General features: G+C 66.2%; 12 protein-coding genes. 5 read left to right on the forward strand and 7 right to left on the reverse strand.

The annotated features are described in order from the left end of the window. Positions 1 to 18: 18 nt before the first annotated feature. On the forward strand, positions 19 to 681 hold the full coding sequence (locus ACQP2U_RS08435) for a DsbA family protein (protein ID WP_433714152.1): 663 nt from the start codon (positions 19 to 21) through the stop codon (positions 679 to 681). A 1-nt stretch (position 682) separates the two neighbouring features. On the opposite strand, the gene ACQP2U_RS08440 is transcribed toward ACQP2U_RS08435, so the two are convergent. Continuing rightward, the gene (locus tag ACQP2U_RS08440; RefSeq protein ID WP_433714153.1) at positions 683 to 1,858 is read right to left on the reverse strand and encodes a M48 family metalloprotease; all 1,176 of its coding nucleotides are present in this window, start codon (positions 1,856 to 1,858) and stop codon (positions 683 to 685) included. Positions 1,859 to 2,032: 174 nt separating this feature from the next. Between ACQP2U_RS08440 and ACQP2U_RS08445 the strand changes: the two genes are divergently transcribed. Together ACQP2U_RS08445 and ACQP2U_RS08450 are read left to right on the forward strand one after the other, a co-directional pair. Beyond that, positions 2,033 to 2,506 (forward strand): ribose-5-phosphate isomerase, encoded by a 474-nt coding sequence (locus tag ACQP2U_RS08445; protein WP_433714154.1) that lies wholly within the window; start codon positions 2,033 to 2,035, stop codon positions 2,504 to 2,506. Between the two features lie 209 nt (positions 2,507 to 2,715). After that, positions 2,716 to 3,531 (forward strand): Fpg/Nei family DNA glycosylase, encoded by an 816-nt coding sequence (locus tag ACQP2U_RS08450; protein WP_433714155.1) that lies wholly within the window; start codon positions 2,716 to 2,718, stop codon positions 3,529 to 3,531. 10 nt (positions 3,532 to 3,541) lie between these two features. Here the strand turns inward: ACQP2U_RS08450 and ACQP2U_RS08455 are convergent, their stop codons facing one another. From ACQP2U_RS08455 to ACQP2U_RS08480, 6 genes are read right to left on the reverse strand one after another with little or no spacing between them, the layout of a single operon-like run. After that, the gene (locus ACQP2U_RS08455; RefSeq protein WP_397039075.1) at positions 3,542 to 4,000 is read right to left on the reverse strand and encodes a MaoC family dehydratase; all 459 of its coding nucleotides are present in this window, start codon (positions 3,998 to 4,000) and stop codon (positions 3,542 to 3,544) included. A 26-nt stretch (positions 4,001 to 4,026) separates the two neighbouring features. Continuing rightward, positions 4,027 to 5,541, reverse strand: coding sequence for an acyl-CoA synthetase (locus ACQP2U_RS08460; RefSeq protein WP_433714156.1), 1,515 nt, complete (start codon positions 5,539 to 5,541; stop codon positions 4,027 to 4,029). Further along, the gene (locus ACQP2U_RS08465; protein ID WP_433714157.1) at positions 5,538 to 6,413 is read right to left on the reverse strand and encodes an amidohydrolase family protein; all 876 of its coding nucleotides are present in this window, start codon (positions 6,411 to 6,413) and stop codon (positions 5,538 to 5,540) included. Before ACQP2U_RS08465 ends, ACQP2U_RS08460 begins: the two co-directional genes overlap by 4 nt. Continuing rightward, positions 6,410 to 7,333 carry an SDR family oxidoreductase gene (locus ACQP2U_RS08470; protein WP_433714158.1) on the reverse strand — a complete coding sequence of 308 codons (924 nt, stop codon included), beginning with the start codon at positions 7,331 to 7,333 and terminating at the stop codon, positions 6,410 to 6,412. Before ACQP2U_RS08470 ends, ACQP2U_RS08465 begins: the two co-directional genes overlap by 4 nt. 24 nt (positions 7,334 to 7,357) lie before the next feature. Beyond that, positions 7,358 to 8,458, reverse strand: a complete 1,101-nt coding sequence (locus tag ACQP2U_RS08475; protein WP_433714159.1) for an NAD(P)-dependent alcohol dehydrogenase — start codon at positions 8,456 to 8,458, stop codon at positions 7,358 to 7,360. Positions 8,459 to 8,477: 19 nt separating this feature from the next. Next, positions 8,478 to 9,926, reverse strand: coding sequence for an aldehyde dehydrogenase family protein (locus ACQP2U_RS08480; protein ID WP_433714160.1), 1,449 nt, complete (start codon positions 9,924 to 9,926; stop codon positions 8,478 to 8,480). A gap of 183 nt (positions 9,927 to 10,109) precedes the next feature. Between ACQP2U_RS08480 and ACQP2U_RS08485 the strand changes: the two genes are divergently transcribed. Together ACQP2U_RS08485 and ACQP2U_RS08490 are read left to right on the forward strand one after the other, a co-directional pair. Continuing rightward, entirely contained in the window at positions 10,110 to 10,568 is a 459-nt protein-coding gene (locus ACQP2U_RS08485; RefSeq protein WP_433714161.1) for a MarR family winged helix-turn-helix transcriptional regulator, read from the forward strand. 12 nt (positions 10,569 to 10,580) lie between these two features. Beyond that, the gene (locus ACQP2U_RS08490; protein ID WP_433714162.1) at positions 10,581 to 11,324 is read left to right on the forward strand and encodes an IclR family transcriptional regulator; all 744 of its coding nucleotides are present in this window, start codon (positions 10,581 to 10,583) and stop codon (positions 11,322 to 11,324) included. Positions 11,325 to 11,344 lie beyond the last annotated feature (20 nt).

Below are 11,344 nucleotides of genomic sequence, written 5' to 3' on the forward strand. Positions count from 1 at the left end.
GCGCGTTACGAGCGTGCGATGGAGAGGAACACGTCTGTGAGCGAGACGACCACCAAGAACGTTGCCGATTTCTGGTTCGACCCGCTGTGCCCCTGGTGTTGGATCACCTCCCGATGGATTCTCGAGGTCGAGCAGGTCCGCGATATCGAGGCCCGCTTCCACGTGATGAGCCTGTCGGTGCTGAACGAGGGCAAGGAGGGGCTGCCGCCGCAGTACGAGGAGTTGCTCGCCACCGGTTGGGGTCCGGTCCGGGTCGCCATCGCCGCCGCGCAGGAGCACGGCGATAAGGTGCTGTCCCCGCTCTACACCGCGATGGGCACCCGCATCCACAACCGTCGCGAGGAGTACGCGCGCGAGTCCCGCAAGGAATCCCTTGCCGCCGTGATCGCGGATTCGCTCGCCGAGGTGGGGCTGCCCGCCGGACTCGCCGCCGCCGCCGAGAGCGCCGAATTCGACGAGGCGCTGCGCGAGAGCCATCACGCGGGCATGGACAAGGTCGGTCCGGATGTCGGCACCCCGACCATCCACATCAACGGCAATGCCTTCTTCGGTCCGGTGCTGTCGCGGATTCCGCGCGGCGAGGAGGCGGGGAAGCTGTGGGATGCGGCGGTCACGTTGGCCGACTACCCGCACTTCTTCGAGCTGAAGCGGACCAGGACCGAGGATCCGTCCTTCGACTGACCTACGGCACGGTTTTCGGCGGCAACGCCGGAACCTCGCCGTAGCTGCTCGGGTAGGGACCGGCCGGTGGCGCACTGGCCGGTCGGCTCGGTCGCCAGAACAGTTTGCCGTGTCTGCCGCGGTCGCGCAGTGCCCACATCCGCCAGGTCAGCACCGGATGCGAAGACATGGCGTTGCTGATCCAGACGAAGAAGCCTTTCTCGACCGCGGCCCGATCGGCCATTTCATCGAAGCCGACGAGTTTGTTCAGGTACTTGCCCGCGGCGAGGGTCCCCATGGCCCCGGGTGCGCCGACGTGCCGGTTGCAGTAGCCGTGGTTGTCGGCGGTGTACTCCTGGGACCGGATCAGCGAGCTGCCGATGATGGGCAGTGACGGTGCCACGAACATGCCGAGCTGACGCCAGTACGAGGTGTGCCCGGCCGCGATATGTCCGACCTCGTGACCGATGATGAAGGCGAGCGCCTCGGGTTCGCGTGCGGCGCCGCCGATTTCGAACAGATCGCTGTAGACCGCGACGTAGCGCCGGAACCCGTGACCGGAGGCGAAGGCATTGATCTGGCCGTTACCGAGCACGACGTAGGCATCCGGCACCTTGGCCATCCCGAATCGGGCCGCCGCCTCGACCACCAGTTGATAGCCCTCGGGAAACTGGGTCGGCGACATCTTGACACCGTTGACTCGCATGGACGCGTAGCTCATACCGCGCAGGAACCACACCACGATCGGCGCGAAGACCAGGATGATCAGGTAGATGTTCGGCTGCTTCCCATCGAGCACGAGATCGATACACGCCGCCACCGCGATCAGCATCGCGAGCGCGGTGATCAGACAGACGACGACCAGCAGCGGAATCTCCCACGGGTGCCGTGCTGGCATGCCGTAGGGGGACAGGCCGCGCGGCTGCCGCTGCGGGGGCGTACCGGGTGGGACCGGAGCCACACCGTAGGGACCTTGGGCGTACGGCGCCGGACCGTAGTGGGGTGCCGGGTACGGCGAACCGGGATAGGGCTGGGGTATCGATGGATACTGCGATGTCGGTGGGTACTGGGACGAATCGTGTTGGGCGGAAACTGAGGTGGCGGTCGCGTCCTGAGCCTGCGCCCACCCGCCCAATGCGGGATAGGGGTCGGCGGGTCGGCCCGCCTGCTGGGGCGGCTTGGATTCGGGCGGCTGCATGCTGAGAACTCTATTCATTTGCCGGGGACGGGGTTCGGTGCCGTTGACGTTGCGGACACCGGCAGTGGCACATCTGTCGATTCGCCGCGGGCGCTAACGGTGTTAATCGCGGTCGCGCGGCGTCGCATATCCCCTCTCGCGGCACTGCGAAACACGCCTGACACAATCGCAGCCATGCGCGTATACCTGGGTGCCGACCATGCCGGTTTCGAACTGAAGAATCACGTCAAGGCCCATCTGGAGCAGGCGGGCCACGAGGTCGTCGACTGCGGCGCCGTCGAGTACGACGCACTCGACGACTACCCCGCTTTCTGCATCGAGGCGGCCCGTCGCACCGTCGCCGATCCGGGCAGCCTCGGGCTGGTCTTCGGCGGCAGCGGCAACGGCGAGCAGATCGCCGCGAACAAGGTGCCCGGCGCCCGCTGCGCGCTGGCCTGGAGCGTGGAGACCGCCCAGTTGGCCCGCGAGCACAACAATGCCCAGCTGATCGGCATCGGCGGCCGCATGCACTCCACCGAGGAGGCGCTGGCGATCGTGGACGCGTTCGTTTCCACCAAATGGTCCGATGAGCCGCGCCACCAGCGCCGCATCGATATCCTGGCCGAGTACGAGAAGACCGGTGTGGCCCCGGCGATTCCGGCCTACTGAGCGCGTAATCCGCCATCGCGCAAGGTAAGCCGAGCGGCGATGCGAGGCGGACCGGAGAGGATCTCTAGTTTCGATGCCTGAGAGCTATGCGCCGCACCGGCTGCGGCAATGGCGCTTCGGGGGCAGGGTGGTCTGCGTTTCGAGCTCGCAGCAGGGTGTCGCCGCCCCTGCTGCGCGCGTCGGCGGACCGGAGAGGATTTCGAGCTTCGATGCCTGAAGGGCATACGCTGCATCGGCTCGCGCGACTACATCAGCGGCGTTTCGCCGGGGGAGTGGTGCGTGTTTCCAGCCCGCAGGGCAAATTCGCCGCCGGGGCCGCGCGGGTCGACGGTCAGGCGCTCGTCAAGGCCGAGGCGTGGGGTAAACACCTTCTGCACCACTACGAGTCGGGTCTGGTCGTCCATGTGCACCTGGGGCTGTACGGGGTATTCACCGAGGTGCCGCTGCCGATGGGGGAGCCGGTCGGGCAGGTGCGGATGCGGATTGTCGGTGACGCCTCGGCCGATGATCGCCTGTACGGCACCGATTTACGCGGTCCGACCGCCTGCGAGGTGTACACCCGGGCGGAGGTGACGGCGCTGACCGAACGGCTCGGACCTGATCCGCTGCGGCGCGGCGCCGATCCCGAACGGGCCTGGCGGCGAATTCATCGCTCGCGCAGGCCGATCGGCGCACTGCTGATGGATCAGCAGGTGCTCGCTGGTGTCGGCAACGTGTATCGCGCGGAACTGCTTTTCCGGCACGGCATTTCGCCACATCGACCGGGCGCCTCGCTGACCGTCGACGAGTGGGACGCGATGTGGACCGATCTGGTCGCGCTGATGCGGGTCGGCGTGCGGGTCGGCAAGATGGTCGTCGTCCGCCCCGAACACGACCACGGCGAACCGTCTTACGCATCCGACCGTCCACGCACCTACGTCTACCGCCGCCCCGGCGCGCCCTGCCGCCTCTGCGGCACATCGATCGCGCACAGCGTGCTGGAGGGTCGAAACCTCTTCTGGTGCCCCACCTGTCAGTCCAGCTGAGAGGTCGGATCTACTGGAAGTAGCGGTGCACCATCTGGGCGATGCATACCGGTTTGTCGGCGCCCTCGCGTTCCATGACCGCGTCGACGGTGACTTGGACCGCGCCGTCGCCGAGGTCGGTGGCGTCGGCGAGGGTGGCGGTGAGGCGGACTTTGGCGCCCGCGGGGACGGGGGCTGGGAAGCGAACTTTGTTGAGGCCGTAATTGATTGCCATGCCGCGGTGTTCGATGACGAGGATTTCCGACCAGAGCGGAATGAGCAGCGACAAGGTCAGGTAGCCGTGGGCGATCGTGCCGCCGAAGGGGCCGGTCTTCGCGCGTTCGACATCGACGTGGATCCACTGTTCGTCGTGGGTGGCTTCGGCGAACAGGTCGATATCGCGCTGCGGGATCTCGAGCCAGTCGCTGGTGCCGAGTTCGGTACCGATGAGGTCGAGTAGGTCGGTGGGTTTGTCGACGGTGGTCGCCATGTGGCGGTCTCCTTGGGTTGTCGTGGTTACTGGGTAAGTCCGCGCAGGTGGCGAGCGTCGTCGCGCAGCAGCAGGCGCTGGAGCTTGCCGAGGGCGTTTCGCGGCAGTTGCTCGCGGAAGACGTAATACTTCGGGATCTTGTACCGGGCGAGGTTTGCTTCGAGATGGGTGCGAATCGTGTCTTCATCAATGACGTGACCGGCGCGCGGGACGATGAACGCCAATCCGACCTCACCCCAGCGCTCGTCCGGCACGGCGACCACAGCGCAGTCGCCGACGCCCTCCAGGCGCGCGATGGCCGCTTCGACCTCGACGGGGTAGATGTTCTCGCCACCGGAGATGATCATGTCTTTGACGCGGTCGACGATGTGCGCCCAGCCGTCATCGTGGATGCGGACGATATCGCCGGTGCGGAACCATCCGTCGATGAACGCCTCTTCGGTGGCGTCGGGTCGCTGCCAGTATCCGGCAAAGACGTTGGGGCCCTTGATGAGTAGTTCGCCCTGGCCGGGTCCTTCGATGATCTCGCCGGTCGGGGTGAGCAGCGCGACATCGGTGAAGAAGTGCGGAACACCCGCGGACACCGGATGTGCGTCGGCACCGTGACGCAGTGCCATGAGCACGCCGGGCGCTGCCTCGGTCATGCCGTAGCCCTGCAGGGCCTGGATGCCGCGGGCCAGCCACGCCTTGGCCACGTGTTCGAGGACGGGGGAGCCGCCGAAGGCGACGCAGCGGACGCTCGACAGATCGGTGGACTCCCATTCCGGCGCCTCGCACAGCATTTTCAGCATGGTCGGGGCGAGCGGGAAAACCGTGGCACGACAGCGCTCGATGGTGGCGAGGAACTCGCTGGGATCGAATTTCGGTATGACAACGACTGTTCCGCCCGCGTAGAGGGTCGGCAGTGTGATCTGCCCCAGGCCGAGTACGTGGAACAGCGGCGCGGAACACAGGCTGACATCGTCGCGGCCGAGACTGAAATGGGCGAACTGGTTCAGGGTGTTCCAGACGATATTGCCGTGGGTGAGCACGGCGCCTTTGGGGCGGCCGGTGGTTCCGGAGGTGTAGAGGATCAATGCGGGATCGTCGAGTCCGACCGCCTGGGCGGGCGGTGTTCGGCCGCGGTGTTCGGTGATCGCGTTCTCGTACTCCTCACCCAGGTGCAGCAGTTGGGCAGTGGTGGAGCTTCGTGCGAGCGCATCGATACCGCTGTCGGCACCGGTGACGAACACCGCTGGATCGGCATCATCGAGTAGACCAGCGATCTCCGGTGCCGCAAGTCGAGTGTTGAGTGCGACGAAGATGGCACCGAGATGCGTTGTAGCGAACAGGGTTTCGAACGTCGCGATATCGTTGTGCCCGAGGTAGGCGACCCGATCGCCCGGTCCGACACCGAAATCGACGAGTGCCGCGGCGAGTGCGTCCACGCGATCGGCGAGGGTGGCGTAGTCGACGCGCCGGTCTTGTTGGATCAGCGCGATGGCGTCGGGTTCCATCCGGGCGCGCCGCCGCGGCCACGAACCGATTCCCTGGTCCATCATGTCGACCTCAATCCCAATGCGGTGATGGCGTTTTCGCGCAGGATCAGAGGGCGGACCTCGTCCTTGATATCGAGTTGCTCGAAGTCCTTCATCCACCGATCCGGTGAGATGAGTGGAAAGTCCGAGCCGAACAACACCTTTCGTTTGAGCAGGCTGTTGGCGTACTTGACCAGTTGCGGTGGAAAGTATTTCGGCGACCACCCGGACAGATCGATATAGACATTGGGTTTGTGGGTGGCCACGGCCAGCGCTTCGTCCTGCCACGGGAACGACGGGTGCGCGATGATGATCGTCAGATCAGGAAAGTCGACGGCCACATCATCGAGCAGCATCGGGTTGGAGTATTTGAGCCGGATGCCGCCGCCACCGGGGAGCCCGGACCCGATTCCGGTCTGCCCGGAGTGGAACAGGGCGGGCACCCCGAGTTCGCTGATGGTCTCGTACAGCGGGTAGACCGCACGATCGTCGGGCCGGAAAGCCTGCACGCTCGGGTGGAATTTGAAGCCGCGGACCCCGTGCTCGACGACCAGTCGCCGGGCTTCGGCCAGCCCCGCTTTTCCTCTGGCTGGATCGATACTGGCGAACGGGATGAGGACGTCGCTGTGCGCGGCGGCCGCGGTGGCGATGTCTTCATTACTGATCCGCCGGTGACCCAGTGCGGCTTCGGCATCGACGGTGAATATGACCGCGGCCATCCGGCGCTGCCGATAGTAGGCGGCCATCTCGTCGATGGTCGGCGGGCCCGATTCGGCGCCGAAGTAGGCGTCGGCACCGGCCCGCAGCTGCTCCGGTAGCGAATAGTGGCCGCAGCCATCGGTTTCGGCATGCGTGTGCACGTCGATCGCGACGAGTTGGTCCAGGTCCAGACTCATGACAGCTGCTTCGCGGTGGTCGGGATCTTGGGCAGCGGGATGCCGTAGGTTTCGAGCTGCTCACCGATCGAGGAGTCGAATGTCTCGGCGATCGCGTCGGCGGTCCAGCCGCCGTCGAGGAAGGCGCTGCGGATTTCGCTCGGATGCGACCAGAGCGACAACCGGTCGCCGCCGATGCCGATGCATTGACCGGTGATATCGGCGGACGCGTCGGAGGCCAGGAAAACCACCAGTCCGGCGACATCTTCCGGGGTGCCGAATGAGGCGGCGCGGCGCACCACCGACGGGATCGGCTCACCGTTCTTCATTGCCTCGACGTAGGGAGCGAGGAAGGGAATGGTCTCGGTCATCGCGGTCGCCGCATTGGGGACGATCGCGTTGACGGTCACTCCGGCCTTCGCGCATTCCATCGCCCAGGTACGCGCCATCGCCGCGATACCGGCTTTGGCTGCCGCATAGTTGGTTTGACCGAAATTGCCGCGCTGCCCGGCCGGGGATCCGGCGAGCACGACCCGCCCGCCGTGCCCGGCCTGACGGAAGTGTTTGACCGCTTCCCGAACGCAGGTGAAGGTACCGCGCAGATGGACGTGGATGACGGCGTCGAAATCGTCGTCGGACATATTCCACAGCACCTTGTCGCGCAGGATGCCCGCATTGGTCACCATCGCGTCCAGTCGCCCGAATGCGTCGACGGCCGCCGTGACGAGAGTCTGCGCGGCCTCGGTGGTGCCGACGGCGACCGGTACGGCGAGTGCTCGACCGCCCGCTTCGGCGATTTCGGCGGCGGCCTTCTCAGCGCGGTCGGCAGCCACGTCGTTGACTACGACCGCCGCGCCCACGGCGGCCAAAGCCTTGGCATAGGCGAGGCCGAGACCTTGGCCGCTGCCGGTGACGATGGCGACTTTGCCGGTGAGATCCATATGCGATGTTCCTTTCGGTATGCGTCAGAAGACGAGGACGGGTTTGATCGTCTTGCCGGAGGTCATATCCGTGACGGCCTGCTCGATATCGTCGAAGGGGTATCGGGTGATCAACCTGTCGATCGGAAGCCGACCGTTGCGAACCAGCGACACCAAAGCCGGTATGGCGGTTCGGGTTTCGTTATCGCCCAGGGTGAGTCCGACGACCTTGCGGCCCGGCAGCATGGCATTGACGTCAAGCGCTACCTCGGCACCGAACGGTGGCGCGCCGACAATGACCAGCGTGCCGCGTGCGGCAAGGACATCCGCCCCGGTGCGCAGCACTGCGGTACTGCCGGTGGTTTCCACGACAGCGTCCGCGCCACCGGTGATCTCGGTGATCGCCGCGGCCACATCGGTTGTCGTCGCATCGATGAGGTGCGTGGCGCCGAGTTCCCAGGCCAGTTCGAGGCGTTCGGCGATTTTGTCGACGGCGATGATCGTCGTGGCTGGCGACAGTGCGGCCGCCATGATCGCGGACAATCCGACCGCACCGGCACCGAGTACGACAATGCTCGAACCCGGGCGCGGCCGCACGACATTCCAGATCGCGCCGACACCGGTCTGGACACCGCACCCGAGTGGGGCAATCGTTTCCAGCGGTACGTCGGGGTCGACGACGATCATGCTGCGCTCGTCGACGAGTGCGAGTCGGCTGAACGACGACTGCCCGAAGAAGTGCCCGCCCAAGGGCGTGTCGTTGCGGGTAATAGTGTGACTCTCGTCGGCTCGCGCACCGCCGATCAGGTTGAGCGGCAGCCAGGTCGCGCAATAGGCGGGGTGCCCGTCGCGACAGTTCGCGCACCCTCCGCACGAGGTGAACGACAGTAGTACGTGATCACCGGGTACGACACCGGTGACTTCGGATCCGACGCGTTCGACGATGCCCGCGCCTTCGTGACCGAGGACGCCAGGCAGCGGGAACGGCAGCCCGCCGCTGGCGACGCCCAGATCGGTGTGGCAGACACCGGCCGCGACCATGCGCACGATCGCCTCGTGCGGTCGTGGTTCATCGAGTTCGATCGGGGCGAGGGTGAAAGGCGCACCGCCGGATTCGACGACGGCTGCCCAAGTGGTGGTGGTCATGGTGGGTGTCCTTGCGGATTCAATCGAGGGCGATGACGACGGATTTGACCTTGGTGTAGGACGCGAGCGCCTCCGGTCCGTATTCGCGTCCGAAGCCGGAGTCCTTGACACCGCCGAATGGCATGGCCGGGTCGAGCATGGCCCAGTCGTTGACCCAGACGATGCCGGCCTGCAATTTGTCGGCGACGCGGTGCGCGCGGGCGACATCGGTGGTGTGCAGGCCGGATGCGAGTCCGTAGGGCGTGCCGTTGGCCAGCGCGATCGCTTCGTCCTCGGTATCGAATGCCTGCACCGTGAGCACCGGTCCGAAGATCTCCTCCTGCACTACGCGGGAGTCGTCGGGGAGGTCCGCGATCACGGTTGGCTGGTAGTAATAGCCGCCGTCGAGATCCAGTCGTTCGCCGCCGCACACCACCCGGCCGCCCTCCCGGCGGGCCAGCGCGACATACTCTTCGACCTTCGCGACATGCCGTTGCGCGGCCATCGGTCCCACCACGGTCGCCGGATCGCGGGGGTCGCCGACAGGTACGCCCGCGACGGCTTGACTGAGGATGCCGACGACCGTCTCGTAGAGCGGCCGAGCGACCAACAGCCGGGGACCGCCCATACAGAACTGCCCGGTATTGAAGACGAAACCCTTGATGATCGCGCCGATCGCCTTCTCGACATCGGCGTCGGCGAACACGATGTGCGCGGCATTGCCGCCGAGTTCCATGGTCACCGGTTTCAATGCCGCACCCGCCGCGCTCGCGGCGCGCCGACCGATCTCGGTGGATCCGGTGAACGCGATCTTGTCCACGCCCGGATGTTCGAGTAATGCCGCACCTACGACCGGCCCGGCGCCGGTGACGACGTTGACTACACCCGATGGCACACCGGCCCGTTCGAACAATGTCGCCATGAACAGCGCGCTGAGCGGTGTTTCCTCGGCGGGCTTGTGGACGACGACATTGCCCGCGGCGAGCGCGGGCGCGATCTTGGAGGTCGACAGGATCAGCGGAAAGTTGAACGGCGTAATGGCGGCGACAACGCCGAGTGGATCACGGCGGGTGTAGGCGAAGGCGGGCAGCGGCGTGCGGCGGGTGGCGCCGTCGATGGTCTGGGCGAGCGCGGCGCAGTACTCGTACTGTTCGATGGTGGTCGCGACGTCCACCGATCGGCACAGGGTGACCGGCTTGCCGACGTCGAGACTTTCCAGCCGGACCAACTCGTCGGCGTTCTCGCGCACCAGCTCGGCGATCCGGAGCAGGATGCGTGCCCGTTCCCGAGCGCTGCGGCCGGCCCACTCGGGGAACGCGGCGCGCGCGGCGGCGACCGCGTCATCGACGTCGCCGCGGTCGGCCTCGGCGACGGTGCCGATGACCCGACCGGTCGATGGGTCCACCACATCGCTGTGGCGACCCGACGCTGAATTCCGCCATTTGCCATCGATGAACAGCTGTCCGTCGATGTTGTCGTTCGTGCTCATGCTTCCTCGGTCCCGTCCCGACGATCCCGGCCCCCGGCCGAGATGCGCCTGCTCTCATCAACAGGAAACCTGATGGTTTTAGTGATGTCAGCCACTATTCGCCACTAACAGGATTCCTGTCAATGGTCTATTCTCGATTTCGCCGAACATCCCCGCTACAGCGCAGAGGTCAGGAGAGTGCTGGTGACGATCTCGGAGGCGAAGCCGCCGGTAAGCCGATTGCCGGGCAGCCAGACTTCGCTGCTGTACGCGGTGAAGCGGGTCGAGCTGGCGGTGCGTGCGCGCCTCGACGAGCTGCTTCGCCCGATCGGGATCACCACATTGCAGTACACCGCGCTGACCGTGCTCGAGCGGCACGACGGCTTACCGGCAGCGCAGCTGGCGCGGGATTCGTTCGTCACGGCACAGTCGGTCGCCGACGTCGTCCGCGCGCTGGAGAGTCGCGGACTCATTGCGCGCGAACGCAATGCACGCAACCGGCGCGAGTTGCTGATCCACCTCACCGAGGCGGGGCGGCGGTTGCTTGCCGATGTCGCCGACGAGGTCGATGCGGTGGAACACCAGATGATCAGCGGTATGACGGCCGAGCAGGCCGACGATTTCCGCTCGGCCTTGGTGCGAGCCTGGCATGCGCTGTCCTGACGGACTTCGGCAATGACCCAGTCGTCGGTCCTGGCCCGCGCACTGGTCCTGCTGGAGGCATTCGACAACGCCCACCCGGTATTGAAGCTGTCGGAACTCGCCGAGCGCACCGGTCTACCGCAGACCACGGTCTATCGGCACGTGGTGGATCTCGTGCAGTGGGGTGCGCTTGATCGGGCCGCGGGCGGCGGCTATCAGATCGGTTTGCGCATGGTGGAGATCGCCTCCTACTGCCCGCGCGCCAGGCCGATCCGTGATGTCGCGCTGCCGTTCATGGAGGACCTGTACGAGGCGACGCACCAGAATGTGCAGTTGGCGGTCCGCGACGGCACCGAAGTGGTCTATGTCGAATTCCTCGCCGGCCGCGACGCGGTATTCGTGCGCACCCGGGTGGGTGCACGCTGGCCGATGCACGCGACCGGCGTCGGGTTGGCCATCCTGGCATACGCTCCCGCCGAGATCGTGGACAAGATCGCCGACCGGCCGCTGGCGGTATTCACCACGAAGACGATCAGCACGCCCGAGGTGCTGCGACGGGCACTGGCGGAGGTGCGTCGCACCGGGGTCGCGATCAGTGATGGACAGGTGACCCTCGACGGATATTCCGTCGCCGCACCGGTTTTCGGCTCCGACGGCCAGGTCGTGGCGGCGCTGTCGATTGTCGTACCGGCCGGGGACTCCCGCCGGGCGATGTGGGCCCCGGCGGTGCGCACCGCGGCCCACGGCATCACCCGGCAGTTGGGTGGCGGGCGCTGACTTCCGTTCGACGGAAGTGT

The sequence above is a fragment of the Nocardia sp. CA-084685 genome (assembly GCF_050955785.1).
GTDB lineage: Bacteria > Actinomycetota > Actinomycetes > Mycobacteriales > Mycobacteriaceae > Nocardia.

Bases quoted from the DNA above. Each gene is read 5' to 3' on its own strand.
- ACQP2U_RS08475 (WP_433714159.1), bottom strand. From the start codon at position 8,458: ATGACCACCACCACTTGGGCAGCCGTCGTCGAATCCGGCGGTGCGCCT.
- ACQP2U_RS08450 (WP_433714155.1), top strand. From the start codon at position 2,716: ATGCCTGAAGGGCATACGCTGCATCGGCTCGCGCGACTACATCAGCGG.
- ACQP2U_RS08460 (WP_433714156.1), bottom strand. From the start codon at position 5,541: ATGATGGACCAGGGAATCGGTTCGTGGCCGCGGCGGCGCGCCCGGATG.
- ACQP2U_RS08435 (WP_433714152.1), top strand. From the start codon at position 19: ATGGAGAGGAACACGTCTGTGAGCGAGACGACCACCAAGAACGTTGCC.
- ACQP2U_RS08465 (WP_433714157.1), bottom strand. From the start codon at position 6,413: ATGAGTCTGGACCTGGACCAACTCGTCGCGATCGACGTGCACACGCAT.
- ACQP2U_RS08490 (WP_433714162.1), top strand. From the start codon at position 10,581: ATGACCCAGTCGTCGGTCCTGGCCCGCGCACTGGTCCTGCTGGAGGCA.
- ACQP2U_RS08440 (WP_433714153.1), bottom strand. From the start codon at position 1,858: ATGCAGCCGCCCGAATCCAAGCCGCCCCAGCAGGCGGGCCGACCCGCC.
- ACQP2U_RS08455 (WP_397039075.1), bottom strand. From the start codon at position 4,000: ATGGCGACCACCGTCGACAAACCCACCGACCTACTCGACCTCATCGGT.
- ACQP2U_RS08445 (WP_433714154.1), top strand. From the start codon at position 2,033: ATGCGCGTATACCTGGGTGCCGACCATGCCGGTTTCGAACTGAAGAAT.
- ACQP2U_RS08470 (WP_433714158.1), bottom strand. From the start codon at position 7,333: ATGGATCTCACCGGCAAAGTCGCCATCGTCACCGGCAGCGGCCAAGGT.
- ACQP2U_RS08480 (WP_433714160.1), bottom strand. From the start codon at position 9,926: ATGAGCACGAACGACAACATCGACGGACAGCTGTTCATCGATGGCAAA.